The following is a 19,863-nucleotide window of genomic DNA, read 5'->3' as shown; positions in this document are numbered from 1 at the left end:
GAGGTGGGCCGGTCCTGCGGGGCCGGCCCACCACCCCCACCCACCACACGACGAGCGCGAGGGGAGGTGCCCACGTGAGCACCACTGACTGGTCCGGCAAGGACTTCTACGGGGTCCTCGGCGTCACCAAGGACGCCACGGCCGACGACATCAAGAAGGCCTACCGCAAGCTGGCGCGCGAGAACCACCCCGACGCCAACCCCAACAACAAGGCGGCGGAGGAGCGGTTCAAGAGCGTCTCCGAGGCCTACGCCGTGCTGTCCGACGCCGGCAAGCGCAAGCAGTACGACGAGCAGAAGTCGATGTTCGGCCAGTTCCGCAGCGGGGGCGGTGCGGGCATGCAGTCCGACTTCGACCTCAGCGACATCCTCGGCGGGATGTTCGGCGGTGGCGGTGGACGCCGGCGCCGGCAGTCCACCGCGCGGCGCGGTGACGACCTCGAGTCGGAGGCGTCGATCGGCTTCAGCGAGGCTGTCGAGGGCGTCACGATCAGTCTGCGCCTGCCCAGCGACGAGGCGTGCGGCACGTGCCACGGCACGGGTGCCCGCCCCGGCACGGCACCGTCGGTGTGCCCCAAGTGCCAGGGCAGCGGCATGCAGACCAGTGCCAGCGGTGGCGTCTTCGCGATGACCGAGCCGTGCCAGGGATGCCGCGGTCGCGGCATGGTCGTCGAGCACGCGTGCCCCACGTGCTCGGGGTCGGGGCGCTCACCGTCGAGCCGCACCCTTCAGGTGCGGGTCCCGGCGGGCGTGCAGGACGGTCAGCGCATCCGCCTCAAGGGCAAGGGCGCGCCCGGCACCGGAGGTGGCCCGGCGGGCGACCTCCTGCTGCTGGTGCACGTCGACCCGCACCCGGTGTTCGGCCGCAAGGGCGAGCACCTCACGCTCTCGGTCCCGGTCGCCTACGACGAGGCCACGCTCGGCGCCGATGTCGCGGTGCCCACGATCGACGGCACGTCGGTCACGCTGCGCATCCCGCCGGGCACCCCGCACGGCCGTACCCTCCGGGTGCGCGGCAAGGGCGGTCTGGCCCGGTCGGGCCGCCGGGGCGACCTGCTCGTCACGGTCGACGTCGCCGTGCCGGCCAGCCTGTCCGACGCCGAGCGCGAGGCCGTGGAGGCCTTGCGCGTCGCGCGGGCGGGACGAGATCCTCGAGAGGAACTCTTCAAGGCGGTGAAGTCATGAGCGAGCGCGAGCGAGCGACCGTGAGTCCCTTCATGACGGCGCCGCCTATTCTCTGCTTCTCGAAGGCGGTGAGGTCATGAACCCCAACGTCGGCAACCCGTTCACGCCGCCGGGGCCGGAGGCCAAGGTCTTCGTCATCAGTGTCGCCGCGGAGCTGTCCGGCCTGCACCCGCAGACCTTGCGCGCGTACGACCGGCTCGGCCTCGTCGAGCCCGGCCGCACCGGGGGTGGCGGTCGCCGCTACTCGCTGGTCGACATCGAGCTGCTGCGCCGCATCGCCGACCTGACCGCCGAGGGTCTCGGTCTGGAGGGCGTCAAGCGCGTCATCGAGCTCGAGCGCCAGGTCGCGGCGCTCGCGGCCCGGGTCACCGAGCTCGAGGCCGACCTCGAGGTCGCGCACCGGGCCCTGGGCACGGTCGCGAACCTCCCGGTCCGCGCCACCGCCGCTCACGTCACGCTCTACCGCCGCCGCTGACCCCGGTCGCCGGGAGCGGTGAGGCTGATCGGCCGCGTAGATGCGCCTCTGGGGCAGTCGTACTACTTTGTCGCGGTGCCCAGACGGGTCGTCCGCTCGGGTTCGGGCTGTCGTTCGCGCGACAGATCGTGCACGTCGTCGACGCGATCCCGTGCTACCTCGGTTTGCTGTGGCCGCTGTGGGACAGGGAGAACCGCACGTTCGCCGACATGATGCTGTCCACGCGCGTCGTCAAGCGCTGACGCCGCAGGGTCGCGGCCGGCCGAGACGGACGCTCTCTCACCGCCCCGGAGGGGGAGGGGGACGTCGCCCGTCCACCTGGCGTTCGCCGGTGAGGCGGCTGTCGTTCGTCGAGCCTGCTTAGCGTCCGATCCGCACGGGGGCCGCTGAGGGTGCCTCCTCGGACGGAAGAGACACATGTCGTTGGCTGCCTCGCCCCTGCCCACCACCTCGACGCGTCGCTGGCGCGTGCTGCTGCACCTGGTGCTCGGCACGGCGCTGCTCGCGGCCACCGCGGTGGCGGGGCTCGCCGCGCCGGCCCGGGCCGCGGACCTGCCGCCGCTGTTCGTGTCGGAGATCGTGGCCAATCCGTCCGGGGTCGACGAGTTCGAGTACGTCGAGGTGACGAATCCGGACAGCGTGCCGGTCGCCCTCGACGGGTTCACGTTCGCCTACAGCTACGTCGACGGCACCGACACCGCCCGCGACGTCGCGCTCACGGTCGACGGCACCGCGACGGTGGCTCCGGGGGAGTCGGTCGTGCTGTGGCTGAGCTACACGGCGAGCGGGCTCGACTCCTTCGCGCGCACGGTCGAGGAGTTCCGGGCGGCCACCGGCGCCCCGGCCGGCACACAGATCCTGCGCCTCACGGGTCAGCCGGGCATGGCCAACGGCGGCGACCGGGGGATCCGCATCAGCGACTCCGCCGGGATCGTGACGTGGTCGCACTACCCGTCCGGGTCGCAGGCGATCGACCTCGGCGTCGACTTCTCGGTGCCGGCGGCCCGCGGGCAGGCGGCACCGGTGCTGGCGACCCAGTCCCCGATGACGCCCGGGGCGGTCGTGCCCGAGGCGCTCGTGCCGACGGTCCCGGTCGACCCCGAGCCCGAGGTGCCGGCTGACATCGGGGTGCTCGATCCCGACCCGACGCTCGTCGCGGCACCGCTGCAGATCACCGAGATCGTGCCCGACACCGCCAACGTCGGCGGTTCCGACGGCTTCGAGTTCATCGAGGTCTTCAACGCCTCCGACCGGCCCGTCGACTTCTCCGACTACGCGCTGACCTACCTCTACCCGCAGGACACGACGACCAACACCAACGAGGCGGCGTGGCCGGCCGTGCCGGCGGACGTCGTGATCCCGGCCGGCCGGACGCTGACGTTCTGGATCAAGAACGGCGCGAACGACGCGTTGACCGCTGCCGACTTCAACGCCCACCACCGCAGCGACCTGACGCTGGGCGAGGACCTGGTCGAGATCTCCGCGGCGGGCCTGGCGAACGGATCAGCGCGCGGCGTGGCGATCCGCACCAACACCGGGTTCCCGGTCAACCGGGCCTACTACAACATGGCGGGCGCCGACGACGTCGACGCCGACGTCGCGATCCTCTACGGACCGGTGGCGGGTGATCCCGGCCTGCAGGCGATCGTCGCGCGCCGCGACCCGTCGCCGGGGCGGGTTCAGGTCGACCAGGTCGCCGGAGGTCTCGTGGTCGTCGCGGACGACACCGCGCCGCCCGTCGTCGAGGACCGCACCGCGCCGACCATCGACCCCCTGACCGGGTTCGTGCTCGACCTGCGCATCAGCGACGACGTCCAGGTGCGCACCGTCACGGCGCGGATCAGCAACGACGTCGATACCGAGCCGCGCTCGCTCAACCTGGTGCACGCCGCGGCGGACCCGCAGGCCTTCGGCACGGTCGTGCACCCGGCGGACGTCGCGGGGAAGCAGTGGTTCGAGTACGTCGTCGAGGCCTCCGACGGCACGCAGGTGACCCGCACCGAGACCCGCCGCGTCCTGGTCGACGGCGCGAGCTCCGACCCGGTCCGCCTCAACGTGGCCGACGGCGACTTCGTCGGTGGCACGACGACCGTCTCGGCCGCGGGCGAGAGCTACCCGCCGAGCCTGGACCTCACGATCGACGGCGTCTCGGTCCAGACCCGCGCGTCGCTGGAGTCGACGCCGTACTTCGTGTTCGAGACCTCGCAGACCGACTTCTACTTCCGCAACGGCGTGCGCATCGGCGAGGACGTGCTGCACATCTTCGACGAGGGCACCTACGAGCGCACCGAGACGATCGCCGTGCCCGTGCCGCTGACCTACGTCACGCAGGGTGAGCCGCTGTCGGTCGACGTCTGGGCCGGCACCAAGGCCGGGCCGTGGATCGACGAGGCCGAGAACAACGACGACTTCGTGATCTCGGGCATGCGCCTGGTGCTGCCCGACGGGCGCACCCTGCGCCCGGCCGGCTACGACGATCCGTCGCAGCTGATCCTGATGGGCGACAGCGCCGGCAAGAACGACGTCTACGCGTCGGTCTTCGACCTCGGCGACGACGCCTTCACCGCGCTGGCCCACGACTGGGACACGACGACCGTCGACGACGGTGCCCACGAGGTGGTGGCGACCGACGGCCCCGACCGCGCCTCGGCGCAGGTGCTCGTCGACAACACCGCCCCCGTCGTGACGCCGAGCGTCGAGGACGGACGGGTCTACCAGGGCGAGATCGTCCTCGACGCGGCCGTCGAGGACGGGGCCGGCTCGGGGGTCGTCGACCTGGTCGCCACGTTCGACGGCAATCCGGTCGTGCTGCCGTTCACGACCTCGTCGGTCGTGCTCGCTGCGGGCGACCACGTGCTCACGGTCGTCGCGACCGACGCGGTGGGCAACCTCACCGAGCGCGCCGTGACGTTCGTGGTCCCCGAGGAGCAGCCGGGCGCCGACGGCGTTGCGCCGGTCGACGGCTCCGAGGTCGAGGTCGGCAAGGTCGTGCTGCAGGCGCTCGTCGAGGACCCCACCGCCGATCCGCTCGACGTCTCGTTCCGTCGCGGGGAGCGGCTCGCGCTCGGCGACGACGAGGTCACGGCCGCGAGCGGCGCGACCCACGACGCGCGTTCGCTCGAGCGTGGCGGGGCGCCGGTCGACCCGGCCGCGCCCTCGCCCGCCCGCCTGCTGGCCTCGCAGCAGCTCGCGGCCCAGGCCGGCCTCGCGCCGGTCACCGCCACCGACGCCCTGCCGTACTACACGTTCGACGTCGCCGTGCCGCCCGAGGCGGGCGCCGATGCGCGGGTCCGGGTCACCTGGGACGGCGCGGCCGACCGGGACTCGCAGGTCATCCTGTACGCCCTGGCCACCGACGGCACCCGCTGGATCGAGCTCGACCGGCACCGCACGAGCGTCGACGACGAGGCCTTCACGCTGCAGGGCTCGGCCGTCGTGGGCGAGACGGTGCGCGACGGCACGATCACGGTGCTCGTGCAGCACTCGGAGGGCTTCGCCGGTGCCGACCTCAGCACCCGCGACTCGGTCGTGACCCCGGCGAACCCGCTCGACACCCCGCGGTCGGACTACGACTTCTCGATCGCGTGGGAGTCGGACACGCAGTACTACAACGAGGAGTTCGTGCAGCACCAGACGGCGATCCACGACTACGTCCTGGCGCAGCGCGAGAACCAGAACATCCAGTACCTGATCCACACCGGCGACATCGTCGACGACTACGACCAGCCGTACCAGTGGGCCAACGCCGACGCCGAGTACGCGCGGCTCGACGCTGCCGGACTGCCCTACGGCGTGCTCGCGGGCAACCACGACGTCGGCAGCGGGCTCTCGGACTACTCGCAGTACTCCGCGTTCTTCGGGGAGGCCCGGTACGCCGGCAACCCCTGGTACGGCGGCTCGTACCAGGACAACCGCGGCCACTACGACCTGATCTCGGCCGGGGGCATCGACTTCCTGATGCTCTCCATGGGCTGGGACCCGCAGGCCGACCACATCGCCTGGATGAACGACGTGCTCGCGCGCTACCCCGAGCGGGTCGCGATCGTGAACCTGCACGAGTTCATGCTGACGACGGGTGGGCTCGGCCCGGTGCCGCAGCAGATCCTCGACGAGGTCGTCGCGACCAACCCGAACGTGCGGATGGTCCTGTCGGGGCACTATCACGACGCCTTCACGCGGGTCGACCAGTTCGACGACGACGGCGACGGCGTGGTCGACCGCGACGTGTACGCGATGCTCTTCGACTACCAGGGTCTGCCGGAGGGTGGCCAGGGCTTCCTGCGGCTCCTGCAGTTCGACAACGAGGGCCAGTCGATGCGGGTGCGCACGTACTCGCCGTCGCTGGACGTCTACAACTCCGAGGACCCGTCGCTGCTCGAGCCCGGTCCCGACCCGTACCGGTACCAGGACTTCGAGATCGGCTACGACGCGCTGCGCATCACCCCGAGCGACAAGACCCTCGCGACGTCGGGGTTCACGGCGGAGGTCCTGACGACCCAGGAGATCGGCGCGGTGCAGGACGTGCCGAGCGGCACGGTCGCCGCGATGGCCTGGGACCTGACTGAGCTCGGTGACCACGGCTGGTACGTCCACACGGTCGACCCGTACGGCGCGACCCACGACACCACGGTCTCGACGTTCACCCTCGTCCCGGCGGCGGCCGGCCCGGGCGGTGACGGCTCCGGCGGTGGCTCCGGGGGTGGCTCCGGTGGCGATGGCGGGACGGGTGGCTCCGGCGACGGTGGCGGTGGCGCGGGTGGCTCGACCGGGCCCGCCGGCACCGACCGGACCTTGCCCGGTACCGGCCTCCCGCTCGACCTGTCGCTCCTGCTCGCCGCGATCGGCCTCGTGGCTGTCGGCGGATGGTTGGTGGCCCGCGGTCGGCGGGCGACCTGACCGGGGGCCGGTGCGGCCGGCGCCGGACGCCGGGCGCGGCGTGGAGGGCGGGAGTAGCGTCGGCGTCGTGACTGCCCAGTCCCCGTCTGCCCCGTTCCCCACGGCCCCGTCCCCCACGACCGTCGGCCAGCTGCGTGCCTCGGGTCACGTCCAGCGCCCGCTGCGGGTCGAGATCCGCGACAACCTGCTGGCTGCGCTCGCCGAGGGCCGCGACCCCTGGCCGGGCCTGCACGGCTTCGAGGACACCGTCGTGCCTCAGCTCGAGCGTGCGCTCATCGCCGGGCACGACATCGTGCTGCTCGGCGAGCGCGGTCAGGGCAAGACGCGCCTCCTGCGCACGCTCGTGGGCCTGCTCGACGAGTGGACGCCGGTCATCGACGGCTCCGAGCTCGGCGAGCACCCCTACGCGCCGATCACCACGACCAGCATCCGCCGTGCCAAGGAGCTCGGTGACGACCTGCCCGTCGTCTGGCGGCACCGCGACACCCGCTATGCCGAGAAGCTGGCCACGCCGGACACGAGCGTCGCCGACCTGATCGGCGACGTCGACCCGATGAAGGTCGCCGAGGGGCGCAGCCTGGGCGACCCGGAGACGATCCACTTCGGACTGATCCCGCGCAGCCACGGCGGCATCGTGGCCATCAACGAGCTGCCCGACCTGGCCGAGCGCATCCAGGTCGCGATGCTCAACGTGATGGAGGAGCGCGACATCCAGATCCGCGGCTACGTGCTGCGGCTGCCGCTCGACGTCCTGGTCGTTGCCAGCGCCAACCCGGAGGACTACACCAACCGCGGCCGCATCATCACGCCGTTGAAGGACCGGTTCGGGGCCGAGATCCGCACGCACTACCCGCTCGCGCTCGTCGACGAGATCGCGGTCATCCGCCAGGAGGCCCAGCTCGTCGCCGAGGTGCCCGACCAGCTCATCGAGGTGCTGGCGCGGTTCACCCGCGCCCTGCGCGAGTCGTCGGCGGTCGACCAGCGCAGCGGCGTCAGCGCCCGGTTCGCGATCGCCGGAGCCGAGACCATCGCGGCGGCCGCGCTGCACCGCGCGACGCGGCAGGGCGAGGAGCGGGCGGTGGCGCGCCCCGTCGACCTGGAGACCGCGGTCGATGTGCTCGGCGGCAAGATCGAGTTCGAGTCGGGCGAGGAGGGTCGCGAGGAGCTCGTGCTCGACCACCTCCTGCGCACCGCCACGGCCGCGACGGTCCAGGGGCTCTTCACGGGGATCGACTTCGATCTGGTGGTCGAGGCGCTCGAGGGCGGCGACCTGGTCGCCACCGGCGAGCAGGTCAGCGCCCGCGACTTCCTGGCGGGGTTGCCCGTGCTGGGCGAGTCCGATCTCTACGACCAGGTCGCCGATCGCGTCGGGGCCGGCGACGACGGCGAACGGGCCAGCGCGATCGAGCTGGCGCTCGAGGGCCTGTTCCTGGCTCGCCGGATCGCCAAGGACTCGGCTGGCGGCGAGACGGTGTACGGCTGAGGGTGGGAGTCGATCCATGACCCGTCAGAACCGGCGCCTGACCCGCGCGTCGCGCTACGGCCGTTACACCGGCGGCCCCGATCCGCTCGCGCCGCCGGTCGACCTCAGCGAGGCGCTGGACGCGATCGGTGAGGACGTCATGGCGGGGTACTCGCCCGAGCGCGCCCTGCGCGAGTTCCTCCGGCGCGGTGGCACCGACCAGCGGGGCCTGGACGACCTCGCGCGTCGCGTCGCCGAGAAGCGCCGTGACCTGATGCAGCGGCACAAGCTCGACGGCACGCTGGCCGAGGTCAAGGAGCTGCTCGACCGGGCCGTGCTGGCCGAGCGTGGGCAGCTCGCGCGCGACGTCGACCTCGACGACGGCGAGCGGGCCCTCGCCGAGCTGCAGCTCGATGCGCTGCCCGGTTCGCCGGCCGCCGCGGTGCGCGAGCTCTCGACCTACCCGTGGAAGAGCACGCAGGCGCGCGAGGACTACGAACGCATCAAGGACCTGCTGGGGCGCGAGCTGCTCGACCAGCGCTTCGCCGGGATGAAGGACGCGCTCGAGAACGCCACGGACGCCGACCGCGCCGCCGTCAACCGGATGCTCGACGACCTCAACGACCTGCTCGACCAGCGCCGCGAGGGCACCGACACGCAGGCCGACTTCGACGCCTTCATGGACGAGCACGGCGAGTTCTTCCGCGCCGACGACGGCACGCTTCCGCAGGACCTGGACGAGCTGCTCGACCAGATGGCGCGACGGTCGGCGGCGGCCCAGCGCATGATGAGCTCGATGACGCCCGAGCAGCGTCAGGAGCTGATGCAGCTCTCGGCGCAGGCGTTCGGGTCGCCGCAGCTGAACGACGCGCTCGGCCGGCTCGATGCGAGTCTGCAGTCGCTGCGTCCCGGCGAGGACTGGGGTGGCTCCACGCCGATGGACGGCGAGCAGGGCGTCGGGCTCGGCGACGGCACCGGGGTGTTCCAGGACCTGGCCGATCTCGACGCGCTGGCCGAGCAGCTCGCGCAGTCCTATCGCGGTGCGAGCCTCGACGACGTCGATCTCGACGCCCTGTCGCGACAGCTCGGAGACGACGGCGTCGTCGACCTGTCGACCCTCAAGGACCTCGAACGCGCCCTGCGCGAGTCGGGGGCGGTGCAGCGCGGCACCGACGGACAGCTCCGGCTCACGCCGAAGGCGATGCGCCAGCTGGGCAAGGCGCTGCTCCGCGACGTCGCGCAGGCGATGTCGGGACGCCGGGGCCAGCGCGAGACACGGCGGGCCGGCGCGGCGGGTGAACGCTCCGGCGCCACCCGTGAGTGGGCGTTCGGCGACACCGAGCCGTGGGACGTCACCCGCACCGTCACCAACGCGATCCAGCGCACCGTGGGCGAGGGCGGCACGCCGGAGTCGATGTCCACGGGCGGGGTGCGGCTGCAGATCGGCGACGTCGAGGTGCAGGAGACCGAGGACCGCACCCAGGCCTGCGTGGCGCTACTCGTCGACACCTCGTTCTCGATGGCGATGGACGGGCGGTGGGTGCCGATGAAGCGCACGGCGCTCGCCCTGCACACGCTCATCAGCACGCGGTTCCGCGGAGACGCGCTGCAGCTCGTCGCGTTCGGGCGCCACGCCGAGACGATGGAGATCGAGGAGCTGACCGCCCTGGAGCCGGAGTACGCCAAGGGCACCAACCTGCACCACGCCCTGCTGCTGGCGAACCGGCACTTCCGCCAGCATCCGAACGCCCAGCCGGTGCTGCTGATCGTGACCGACGGCGAACCCACCTCGCACCTGGAGGGCAGCGGCGACGTCTGGTTCAGCTATCCGCCGCACCCGGTCACGATCGCGGTGTCGGTGCGCGAGCTGGAGGCCTCGATGCGCCTCGGTGCGCAGACCACGTTCTTCCGCCTCGGCGAGGATCCGGGGCTGGCGCGCTTCATCGACCAGATGGCGCGTCGCGTGGGCGGTTCGGTCGTCTCGCCCGAGCTCGACGACCTCGGCGTCGCGGTCGTGGAGTCCTATCTCGGGTCGCGCCGCGGCGGCGGTCCTGGCGGTACTGGCGGTGCCGGTGGGTTCGGTCCCGGTTCCGACCCCGGCTTCCGGGGCGGCTGGCCCGGCCGCGGCTTCTGGGCCGGCTGATCCGGTCGCTACGGTCGAGACCGTGCCGCAGACCATCGAGCTGACGTTGGACGACGAGCTCGACTCAGCCGTCCGGGCGGAGTGGGAGGTGCTCGCCGCCGCGGGCCTGCCGAGCCAGGCGCTGCACCTCGGCCTCACGAATGCACCGCACGTCACCCTGGGCGTCGCCTCGGCGCTCGACGCCGCGACGGCCGGCCGTCTCACGGCCGTGCCCCTCCCGGATCAGATCCGGCTCGGGGGCCTCCTGGTGTTCCGCGGGCGGCGGTCCTCGGTGGTGTCGCGCGCAGTGATCCCGAGCGCTGCGCTGCTCGCGACCCACGCCGCGGTCGACGCGGCGATGGCCGGCGCGCCGGGCCGACCGGACCTCACGCGGCCCGGCCGCTGGACCCCGCACGTCACGCTCGCGCGGCGCCTCGACGACGCCCGGCTCGCGCAGGCGCTCGACCTCCTCGCCGACATCCCGCGCGAGCTCGTCGGTGAGCCGAGCGCCCTGCGCCACTGGGACTCCGACGCCAAGGCCGTCCGCGTCCTGAGGGCCCGCTGATGTGACGCGGGTCACGCGACCGGCACCCACATCGCGGACTGGATTTCCCGGGAGTTGTCGGGTCGCTTTAGGCTTGCCTTCGTTGTCTTCTCCTCAGGAGTGCCCGAAATGACCAGGAAGCTGCGTGTCGGCATCGTCGGTGCCGGACCTGCCGGCGTCTACGCCGCCGACATCCTCACGAAGGCCGAGCTGCCCGAGGGGTTCGACGGGGTGGCCGTCGACCTCCTCGATCGCGACCCCACGCCGTTCGGCCTGATCCGCTACGGCGTCGCGCCGGACCACCCGCGGATCAAGGAGATCATCAAGGCGCTCAAGCGGGTCATGGCCAACCCCGACATCCGCTTCTTCGGCAACGTCAGCTTCGGCGCCGACGTCAAGCTCGAGGAGCTGCAGCAGTTCTACGACGCGGTCGTGTTCGCCACGGGCGCCCGCCGCGACCGTGACCTGACGATCCCGGGCATCGACCTCGAGGGCTCCTACGGCGCGGCCGACTTCGTGTACTGGTACGACGGTCACCCCGACGCCCCGCGCGAGTGGGACTTCCAGCCGCACGCCGAGACCATCGCGGTCCTGGGCGTCGGCAACGTGGGCCTCGACATCGCCCGCATCCTGGCCAAGACGGCCGACGAGCTGCTCGTGACCGAGATCCCCGACAACGTCTACGCGGGCCTGCAGAAGAACGTCGCCAAGGACGTCCACGTCTTCGCGCGTCGCGGTCCGGCCCAGGTCAAGTTCACGCCGATGGAGCTGCGCGAGCTGTCGCACTCGCCCACGATCGACGTCATCGTGCACCCCGAGGGCTTCGAGTTCGACGAGGGCTCGATGGAGGCCATCCGGGCGGCCAAGAGCCAGAAGCTCGTGGTCGACGTGCTGCAGAACTACCTCGCGAAGGAGCCCTCGGGCGCACCGCACCGCATCCACATCCACTTCTGCCAGAACCCCGTCGAGGTGCTCGGCGAGGACGGCAAGGTCGTCGGCCTGCGCACGGAGATCACCGAGCTCGACGGCACGGGCAACGTGCGCGGCACCGGCGAGTACCAGGACTGGCCCGTCCAGGCCGTCTACCGGGCGATCGGCTACCACTCCGACAACCTCCCGGGCCTGCCGTTCGACCAGAACGCGGCCGTGCTGCCCAACGACGGCGGTCATGTGGTCGACATCGACGGCAGCCCCATCCCGGGCGTCTACGCCACGGGCTGGATCAAGCGCGGTCCGGTCGGCCTGATCGGCCACACCAAGTCGGACGCGGCCGAGACGATCGGGATGCTCGTCGCCGACGCGCCGCAGCTCACGGCCGCCGAGCAGCCCGATCCGGCGGCGTTCGACCGCTACCTCGACGGTCGCGGCATCGAGTACACGACCTGGGAGGGCTGGGAGAAGCTCGACGCCCACGAGGTCGAGCTCGGGGCCAACGACACGCACCAGCGCGAGCGCAAGAAGGTCGTCGCGCGCGACGAGATGGTCAGCATCTCCCGGTCCTGACGCCGTCATGGGGACCTCTCCCCACTTCCGCGTGAGGGGCTGACGCGGCCCGGCCGCCGTCCTACCGTGGACCGATGATGATCGGTGGCGATCCGGGCGAGGTGCGCGAGCACGCGCGTCGCGTCCGGGCGTGGGCCGAGCGGGTCGACGCCGTCGCGGCCGAGGTGCTGCAGTCGTCGTCGGTGGCCTGGGTCAGTGACGCCGCCGACCGGTTCCGCGGCGAGCTCGAGGCCCGCCAGCGCGAGGTCACGGTGATCGCCGAGCGGTACCGCACCACGGCCGACCGCCTCGACGAGCTGGCCGCGGCGCTGGAGGATCGCCAGCAGGTGCTCACGAGCCTCCTGGCCACCGCGGGACGCACGGTCGAGGAGCTCGCCGCCGCGGTGGCCGACGGGGCCGGTGAGGTCTTCGACGTCGCCGAGAGCTTCGCCCGCGACGCGGCCGGCGCCGGGCGGGACGTGCTCAGGTGGGCGGGACTGTGAGAACCCTCGACGAGGCGTCGTGGGCCGGCGTCGTGCGAGCCACGGGCCTGGACGGCGCCGGCGTGCCGCTGCGACCGCTCGGTCACGATCACGCGGGCGGCGGGCCCGCCGAGCCCGCGCTGGTCGAGGCCGCGGCGTTGGCGCTGAGCCGCGCCGACGTCGGCCTCACCGTCATGTCTGGGACGGGGGAGCGGGGGGTGCTCGCGCAGCTCGGCTCCGACCAGCACGCGCTGGGTGTGGCGATCCGCGCCGTGGTGGCCGGCGATGCGGGCCCGGTGGCCGTGCCCGGGGTGCGGCTCGGCGCGCACGCGCCGGGTCAGCTCACCCGGGAGGTCATGCGGCTCGTGCCGCCCGGTGGCGAGGAGCGGCGCCTGCCCCGCGGTCCCGTGACGCTTGACCAGGAGGCGGCGCTCATCGCGGGGCGCACGGCCGTGAGCGATCCCGACGTCGCCCTGGCGGCGGTGCGGCACGCAGGTCTGGAGGATGTCCCGCCGGTGCTGCAGGCGCTGGCCCGCGGCACCTCGGCGAGCGTCACGATGACGGTCTCGACGGGTGGGGGGCCGCTGCACGCGGTGCGCCAGTGGCTGCTGACCGACCGGGGCTGGGTCAGCCTCACGGTGCGCGGCCGCCGGGTCACGCACACCGCGAGCAGCCGGGCCGAGCTGACGGCGGCCACCACCTCGATGCTGGCGGGCGCCTGGGACGCCGCGCTGGTGGCACGGGAGCGGGCGTCGTGACGGGCGACATCGAGGTCTCGGGCGGCGCCGGCGGCGTCGCGGCGAGCTACGAGGACATGCTGACGCAGGCGGACGTGCTCGACCTGGCGGGCGACGACCTGCGCGAGGTCGGCACCGGGCTCGCGGGGATGTTCGGCGAGGGCGACGTGTGGCAGGCCGCGGTCCTGTGCCCCGGCGAGGTCGCCGCCGTCCAGGTCGCGATCGTGGAGGCCTCGAGCGGTCCCGACGGCGCCCTGTGGGCGGGGGGCGAGGTCGAGGTCACGGCGCGCTACCTGCGCGTCGCGGTGGACGTCTACCGCTTCGCCGACGCGACCCTCGCGGCCGGGGAGGAAGCGCTGTGGACCGCCGGGGGCTGGACGTTCGGCGCGGTGCTGCCCGTCGCCGCGGTCGGTGCCGCCGGGGTGCTCATCACCAACCCTGAGCTCGTGATGCTGCTGCTCGGCGACAAGGACGAGCTGCTGAACGAGGTCGAGGAGCTCGCCTACGACGACCCGTGGCTGCTCGAGGCCCTCACCCGGATGGCGCCCGGCGCGGTCCAGGGCACGAGCTTCACGCTGGCGGCCCTCGTGCCGCTCGGGCCGCTGGCGCTGATGGGGCTCACGCGGGGCCGCTGGCCCAGCGGCGACTACGAGACCTCGGTCGCGGGGCTCGCCGCGCTCGCGCGCAACCTGGGTCACCTGCGTGACACGGGCGAGTTCGGGGTCGCGGCGGCTGGAGGCCCGTCGGACCTGCGGATCGACGAACGGCACGCGGTCGAGACGATCTTCGACCAGCAGGCGGTCACCTCGGCCCACGACGGCCGGATCCAGATCATCACGCTGGAGGGCCACCCGCCGTCCTACGTCGTCCAGATCCCGGGCACGCAGGACTGGTCGTCGCAGCGCGGCGACAACCCCGTCGACCTCACCACCAACGTGGCCCTGATGGCGGGCGACGACACCGTCATGGCGGGGCTCGTGGCCGATGCGATGCGCGAGGCCGGCATCACGCCCGGAGCGCCCGTCATGCTCACGGGGCACAGCCAGGGCGGCATCACCGCGATGACGATGGCGGCCGACCCCGACCTGCAGCGCGAGTTCTCGATCACCAGCGTCGTGACGGGCGGGTCGCCGGTCGGCCGGATCGACGTCCCCGACGGCGTCTCGGTGCTGTCGCTGGAGCACACCCAGGACGTCGTGCCGATGCTCGACGGCGCCGACAACCCCGACCGCCCGGAGTGGACCACGGTGCGTCGTGAGCTGAGCGACGCCGAGGGCGGTGGCGGGGACGCGGCCGACCGCGGTCCCGGCGGAGCGCACTCCCTCGACAACTACGCCGCGACCGGCGCCGCCGCCGATGCGTCGCACGACTCCTCGCTGGAGCGCTGGCGCGACGACAACCGCAGCTTCTTCGGCTCCGGGCAGGCGCAGCAGTATCAGATCGGCGCGATGGCGGGCGGCTGACGCCGAGGCCCGTGACGCGGGAGCGGGAGCCTGTCGCGCCGGTCCGTCAGGCCGGGCCGGCGGAGTCGAGCCAGCGGGCGATCGTCCGACCGATCGCGGGACCGGCGTCCTCCTGGAGGAAGTGGCCGGCGTTCTCGACGACCTGCAACGGCTGCTGCAGGGTCAGGAGCTGCTCCATCTGCCGGCCCGTGGCCTCCAACGGGAGCACGGGGTCCTGATCGGCCCACAGCAGCAGCGCGGGTCGGGTGTCGGCGGCGAGCGCCTGCACGGCTGCGCGTCCCTCGGCCGCCCCGGGGTCGTCGGGAGCCTGGGGGATCAGGCCCGGCAGCGTCCGGGCTCCGCCCTTGGCGTCGATGCTGTCGAAGGGCGCCTCGTAGGCCGCCAGGACGGCGTCGCTCATCGGCGTCGCGACGGCTCCCGACACGAGCATGCCGATCGGCAGGTCGGGCGTCGCGTCGACGAAGTCCCGGAACGCCTGCCAGGCCGAGCCCATGCGCTGGTGACCCGTGAACAGCCCGGAGTCCATGACGACCAGGCGGGAGATGCGTTCGGGGATCTCGGTCGTGGCGACCCGCAGCCCGACGGGACCACCCCAGTCGTGCACCACGAGCGTGACGTCGTTTAGGTCCAGGTCCTCGAAGAGCGAGATGACCGAGGCGACCAGCCGGTCGTAGGTGAACCAGTCGTCGGACGGCTTGTCCGAGCGCCCGAACCCGGGCAGGTCCGGCGCGATGCACCGGTACCCGGCCGGCGCGAGCTCGGCGATGACGTGGCGCCACAGGAACGACCACGTGGGCTCCCCGTGCAGCAGCACGACCGGCGATCCCTCGCCGACGTCGACGTGAGCCAGTCGCAGGCCGTCCCACGTGCGGTAGTGGGGGACGTGGTCGAAGTTCGGGAGGTCGCTGAAACGCGAGTCCGGGGTGCGGTGGACGCCGGGCCGCGGCCCCGCGTCGGTGGGGCCGCTCACGAGGCGCTGCTCGACGATGGGGGACCTGGTGGCCGGTGCATGCGTCACAAACTAGGTCGGTGGCTCACCGATGTCGAGGGTTCTCGCCGATCAGGGCTGCGCGCGCAGGACCCGCACGTGACAGGTCGCGGGCTCGCCCTGGGCCGCGAGGCCGGAGACCGACAGCGGGGTCGACCCGCCGGGCTGCACGTTCGCGAGCTCGGTGCGGTTCACGGGGCGCTCCTGGCCGTCGGCCGGGCCGATGTAGACGTCGACCGTGAAGGACTCCGCCTCGTCGCCGGAGTTCGAGATCGTGCCCGTGGCCGACCACAGTCCGTCCTCGCCCGGCACGCAGGAGAAGTTCGAGAGGGCCTCGGGGGCCGCGGAGGACGTGGCCTCACCGGACGGCGTGGCCGAGGGGTCGGGCCCGCCGCCGGACGAGCCGCCGCACGCACTCACGCCGAGGACGAGGGCGATCAGCAGGGGCAGCAGGGCCGGACGACGCATGGGCTCATCCCATCACGGGCACGACCCCGGCGGGGTGCGCCACGGCCGCTGAGGCCCGGCGTGAGAATATGAGGGAAACCTCATGAACGGGAGTCAGCATGTCGGTCGAGCGGGTCGGAGTCATCGGTGGGGGCCTCATGGGCTCCGGGATCGTGGAGGTCAACGCGCGCGCGGGGATCGATGTCGTGCTGGTGGAGGTCTCGGCCGATGCCGCGAAGGCGGCCGAGTCGCGGGTGACGTCCTCGCTGGAGCGGGCGCTGGGTCGCGGCAAGATCTCCCAGGAGGACTTCGACGCCACGGTGGGTCGCATCACCTTCACCGACGACCTGGAGTCGCTGGCCGACCGTCAGCTCGTGATCGAGGCCGCGAGCGAGCGTGAGGACATCAAGCTCGACCTGTTCCGCCGCCTGGGCCAGATCGTGACCGACGAGTCCGCGATCCTCGCCTCCAACACCTCGTCGATCCCGATCGTGAAGCTCGGTGCCGTCTCGGGCCGCGCCGACCGGGTCATGGGCGTGCACTTCTTCAACCCGGCGCCGGTCATGAAGCTCGTCGAGCTGATCCCGTCGCTGACCTCCAGCCCCGAGACGCTCGAGCGCATGCGCGGCTACGTGACCGACGGTCTGGGCAAGGAGCCGATCGAGGCCACGGACCGGGCCGGCTTCGTGGTCAACAGCCTCCTCGTGCCGTACCTGCTGAGCGCGATCCGGATGTACGAGGCCGGCTACGCTTCGGCGGCCGACATCGACCAGGGCATGGTCCTCGGCTGCGGGCACCCGATGGGTCCGCTCGCGCTGTCGGACCTGATCGGCCTCGACACGATCCGCGCGATCGGGGTGTCGATGTACGAGGAGTTCAAGGAGCCCCTCTACTCGCCGCCGCCGCTGCTGGACCGCATGGTCGACGCCGGCCTGCTCGGCAAGAAGTCCGGGCACGGCTTCTACCCCTACAGCTGACCCACCGCCGACCCGACCGGGTCCTCGCGAATCGACAGAGGCCGCGGGCCTCAGCGACGCCGGCGCCGCAGGGTGCTGATCGCGACGGCGGTGCCGATGACCAGCACGGCCGTGGCGACCACGATGATCGCGACGGTCGAGTAGTCGCGGTCGGTCGTGGCGTCGGCCGAGGAGGACGCGTCGTCCGACTCGCCCGACCCGTCCGTGGCGCCCGGGGTGGCGTCGCTCGGGGTGTCGGGGCTGGGGTCGCTCGGGCCGGGTCCGTTGTAGGTGAAGTTGACCGACCCGTCGATCGGGTGGCCGTCGGACGACGTGACGCGGTACGAGGCCGTGTAGGTGCCCGGGGCGCCGGGCTTGAACTCCCGCGAGACGGTGTCGCCGGCCACGACGGCCTCGCCGACCGACACGTCGGCGCCGGACGGATCGACCACGGACACGAAGGCGGCCTCGGGGAAGATGTTCCCCGAGAACCGGAACGCCGCGTACGGCGGATCGTCCGGGCCGAGGGACGCGCCCTGGGACGGCGTGGCCTCGATCATCTCGTCGTGGGCGGACGCCGGCAGCGGACTCAGCGTGAGCAGCAGGACGAGGCCGGAGGCGACGGTCAGGGCGGCAGTACGGAGGGTCGACACGGCTTTCACTCTACGGACGTCGTCCAGGATCCGTGCAGGGGTGTCCTGCGTCACACGTCGCCGGTTTGACCTCAACCACGGTTGAGGTCCTACCGTCGGTGCTCATGGACGATGTGACACCCGCGAGCGCTCCCCCGCCCGGGGCCGCCTGGTTGCGGCAGGCCTTCCGCCTGTACCCGTCGGGCGTCGCGATCGTCACCGCCCTGACGCCCGCGGGACCGGTGGGCCTGACGGTGTCGAGCCTCGCCTCGGTGTCGGCCGAGCCACCGGTCGTCTCGTTCTCGGTCTCCACGGCCACCCGGTCGGCGGGAGCGATCCTGGCCGCCGGTGACGTCGCGGTGCACGTGCTGCCCGTGGGGCGCGCGGCGCTGGCCGACGCCTTCGCCCGCAGCGGCGAGCCGCGCTTCACCCCGGAGCAGGGCTGGGTCGTCGCCGCGGACGCCCCGCCGCACCTGCCGGACGCCGTCGTGAGCCTGGCCGGCACCGTCCGGCAGACCGTGCCGGTGGCGGGCTCGACCCTCGTGCTGGTCGACGTCGTCGCCACGACGATCGGCCCGCCCGCGGAGCCGCTGCTCCACCTCGACCGCGCCTACCGCGTGGTCGGATCCGCGCTCGATCGAGAGGACCTGTCCCGATGACGTATGTGATCGCCCAGCCGTGCGTGGACGTGAAGGATCGCGCGTGCGTCGACGAGTGTCCGGTCGACTGCATCTACGAGGGCAAGCGCATGCTCTACATCCACCCTGACGAGTGCGTCGACTGTGGGGCGTGTGAGCCGGTGTGTCCGCCGGAGGCGATCTTCTACGAGGACGACACGCCGCAGGAGTGGGCCAGCTACTACGACGCGAACGTGCACTTCTTCGACGAGCTCGGTTCGCCCGGCGGCGCCGCCCGCACCGGGGTCATCGACGCCGATCACCCGCTGATCGCCTCGCTCCCGCCCCAGAACCAGGACTGACCGAACCAGCACTGACCCTGCCTGCACCGACCTTGGAGCGGTGAGTCAGCAACCTTTCGACTCAATCGGAAGGTTGCCTGCTCACCGCTCCCACGGGGACCGAACGCTGGGGCTAGCCGTCGGTGCGGCGGCCGAGGCCCTGGTCGGGACGCAGGCGCAGAAAGAGCGCGTCGGCCTCCGCGCACACGACCGATCCGTGGCGGATCTCGCCGCGCACGAAGATCTTGCGGTCCTCCACGCGGTCGATCCATGCCGACACCCCGAGCGCGGTGTCGATCGGGGTCAGCGCCCGGAAGTCGGTGCGCAGGTAGGCCGTGCGGGTGATCGCTTTCGCGCTGGCCGAGGCCAGGATGCCGAGGGCCTCGTCGAACAGCAGCGCCACCGCGCCGCCGTGGGCGGCCATGCCACCGCCCATGAACCAGCGGCCGAACGTCACGGTGCCGTCGACGCGGCCGCCGCCGGCGGAGGTGACGCGGAGCTCCGGCACCATCGCGTGGCCTCGCACCGGCAGGCTGGGCACGCGGCCGTTGGTCTGCTCGGACTCCGGTCCGGCGAGCGGTTCGAGGCGCTCGGTCCACGCGGCGAGGTCGTCGGCGAGCCCGTCGACCGTCTCCCGGTCGAAGCGCATCGCCGCCACGCGGTCCTGCGCGGCCCGGAGATTGCTGACGAGTCGGCCGTACGCCGCAGCGTCGTCGGCGTCGAGGTTGCTGCTGAACATCGTCTCCCAGGACATGTCCCGCACGGTACCGACCGCTCGGCGCAGGTCCGCAGCCGCTCGCCGGCCAGGTGGCCAGGCGGCCTGCAACGTGCCGGCAGCCCTGGGCAGGATAGGAATGACGTGAGCCACGCCACTCCCGGAGGTGCCCGTGTTCTATCCCTTGACGATCAGTGACTTTCTCGACCGTGCCGTCACGGTCTATCCCGACCGGATCGCGGTCGTCGACGAGCCGGCCCAGCCGGCGCAGTCGTGGGGCGAGATCACCTATGCCGAGCTGGGTCGGCGGGCTCGGGCGC

Annotated in this window: 18 protein-coding genes; 14 read left to right on the top strand and 4 right to left on the bottom strand. The window is 72.5% G+C overall.

Features of this window, described 5'->3' with window-relative positions:
- Positions 1 to 74: 74 nt before the first annotated feature.
- From dnaJ to KAG51_RS11130, 11 genes are all read left to right on the top strand, one after another.
- Positions 75 to 1,184, top strand: a complete 1,110-nt coding sequence (gene dnaJ, locus KAG51_RS11180) for a molecular chaperone DnaJ (RefSeq protein ID WP_290583650.1) — start codon at positions 75 to 77, stop codon at positions 1,182 to 1,184.
- A gap of 76 nt (positions 1,185 to 1,260) precedes the next feature.
- Positions 1,261 to 1,659: a MerR family transcriptional regulator gene (locus KAG51_RS11175; RefSeq protein ID WP_290583649.1), complete on the top strand. Its 399-nt coding sequence runs from the start codon at positions 1,261 to 1,263 to the stop codon at positions 1,657 to 1,659.
- Positions 1,656 to 1,901, top strand: a complete 246-nt coding sequence (locus KAG51_RS11170) for an RDD family protein (RefSeq protein ID WP_290583716.1) — start codon at positions 1,656 to 1,658, stop codon at positions 1,899 to 1,901. Before KAG51_RS11175 ends, KAG51_RS11170 begins: the two co-directional genes overlap by 4 nt.
- Positions 1,902 to 2,076: 175 nt before the next feature.
- The gene (locus KAG51_RS11165; protein ID WP_290583648.1) at positions 2,077 to 6,555 is read left to right on the top strand and encodes a lamin tail domain-containing protein; all 4,479 of its coding nucleotides are present in this window, start codon (positions 2,077 to 2,079) and stop codon (positions 6,553 to 6,555) included.
- 67 nt (positions 6,556 to 6,622) lie between these two features.
- Positions 6,623 to 8,038, top strand: coding sequence for a sigma 54-interacting transcriptional regulator (locus KAG51_RS11160; RefSeq protein WP_290583647.1), 1,416 nt, complete (start codon positions 6,623 to 6,625; stop codon positions 8,036 to 8,038).
- Positions 8,039 to 8,054: 16 nt separating this feature from the next.
- A complete protein-coding gene (locus KAG51_RS11155) occupies positions 8,055 to 10,160 on the top strand; it encodes a VWA domain-containing protein (protein ID WP_290583645.1) in 2,106 nt (701 codons plus the stop codon).
- Between the two features lie 22 nt (positions 10,161 to 10,182).
- A complete protein-coding gene (locus tag KAG51_RS11150; protein ID WP_290583643.1) occupies positions 10,183 to 10,704 on the top strand; it encodes a 2'-5' RNA ligase family protein in 522 nt (173 codons plus the stop codon).
- Positions 10,705 to 10,812: 108 nt separating this feature from the next.
- Complete coding sequence (locus KAG51_RS11145) at positions 10,813 to 12,186, top strand: FAD-dependent oxidoreductase (RefSeq protein ID WP_290583641.1); 1,374 nt, start codon at positions 10,813 to 10,815, stop codon at positions 12,184 to 12,186.
- Positions 12,187 to 12,260: 74 nt separating this feature from the next.
- A complete protein-coding gene (locus tag KAG51_RS11140; RefSeq protein ID WP_290583639.1) occupies positions 12,261 to 12,668 on the top strand; it encodes a hypothetical protein in 408 nt (135 codons plus the stop codon).
- Positions 12,665 to 13,405 (top strand): hypothetical protein, encoded by a 741-nt coding sequence (locus tag KAG51_RS11135; protein WP_290583637.1) that lies wholly within the window; start codon positions 12,665 to 12,667, stop codon positions 13,403 to 13,405. The genes KAG51_RS11140 and KAG51_RS11135 overlap by 4 nt, the downstream gene beginning before the upstream one ends.
- Positions 13,402 to 14,847 carry a hypothetical protein gene (locus tag KAG51_RS11130; protein ID WP_290583635.1) on the top strand — a complete coding sequence of 482 codons (1,446 nt, stop codon included), beginning with the start codon at positions 13,402 to 13,404 and terminating at the stop codon, positions 14,845 to 14,847. The genes KAG51_RS11135 and KAG51_RS11130 overlap by 4 nt, the downstream gene beginning before the upstream one ends.
- 46 nt (positions 14,848 to 14,893) lie before the next feature.
- Here the strand turns inward: KAG51_RS11130 and KAG51_RS11125 are convergent, their stop codons facing one another.
- Both KAG51_RS11125 and KAG51_RS11120 read right to left on the bottom strand, forming a co-directional pair.
- On the bottom strand, positions 14,894 to 15,817 hold the full coding sequence (locus KAG51_RS11125) for a haloalkane dehalogenase (protein WP_290583633.1): 924 nt from the start codon (positions 15,815 to 15,817) through the stop codon (positions 14,894 to 14,896).
- A 90-nt stretch (positions 15,818 to 15,907) separates the two neighbouring features.
- Positions 15,908 to 16,303, bottom strand: coding sequence for a hypothetical protein (locus KAG51_RS11120; protein WP_290583631.1), 396 nt, complete (start codon positions 16,301 to 16,303; stop codon positions 15,908 to 15,910).
- A 98-nt stretch (positions 16,304 to 16,401) separates the two neighbouring features.
- Between KAG51_RS11120 and KAG51_RS11115 the strand changes: the two genes are divergently transcribed.
- Positions 16,402 to 17,259, top strand: coding sequence for a 3-hydroxybutyryl-CoA dehydrogenase (locus tag KAG51_RS11115; protein ID WP_290583629.1), 858 nt, complete (start codon positions 16,402 to 16,404; stop codon positions 17,257 to 17,259).
- Positions 17,260 to 17,309: 50 nt separating this feature from the next.
- Here KAG51_RS11115 and KAG51_RS11110 read toward each other — a convergent pair whose 3' ends face one another.
- Positions 17,310 to 17,891, bottom strand: coding sequence for a copper resistance CopC family protein (locus tag KAG51_RS11110; protein ID WP_290583627.1), 582 nt, complete (start codon positions 17,889 to 17,891; stop codon positions 17,310 to 17,312).
- 104 nt (positions 17,892 to 17,995) lie between these two features.
- Between KAG51_RS11110 and KAG51_RS11105 the strand changes: the two genes are divergently transcribed.
- Together KAG51_RS11105 and fdxA are read left to right on the top strand one after the other, a co-directional pair.
- The gene (locus tag KAG51_RS11105) at positions 17,996 to 18,529 is read left to right on the top strand and encodes a flavin reductase family protein (RefSeq protein WP_290583625.1); all 534 of its coding nucleotides are present in this window, start codon (positions 17,996 to 17,998) and stop codon (positions 18,527 to 18,529) included.
- Positions 18,526 to 18,849: a ferredoxin gene (fdxA, locus tag KAG51_RS11100; RefSeq protein WP_290583623.1), complete on the top strand. Its 324-nt coding sequence runs from the start codon at positions 18,526 to 18,528 to the stop codon at positions 18,847 to 18,849. Before KAG51_RS11105 ends, fdxA begins: the two co-directional genes overlap by 4 nt.
- Before the next feature lie 112 nt (positions 18,850 to 18,961).
- Here fdxA and KAG51_RS11095 read toward each other — a convergent pair whose 3' ends face one another.
- The gene (locus tag KAG51_RS11095) at positions 18,962 to 19,582 is read right to left on the bottom strand and encodes a hotdog domain-containing protein (protein ID WP_290583621.1); all 621 of its coding nucleotides are present in this window, start codon (positions 19,580 to 19,582) and stop codon (positions 18,962 to 18,964) included.
- Positions 19,583 to 19,863: the final 281 nt, after the last annotated feature.

Origin of the sequence: Aeromicrobium sp. (assembly GCF_023146395.1) — a bacterium.
GTDB lineage: Bacteria > Actinomycetota > Actinomycetes > Propionibacteriales > Nocardioidaceae > Aeromicrobium.
This window is presented reverse-complemented; position numbering and strand designations above follow the sequence as displayed.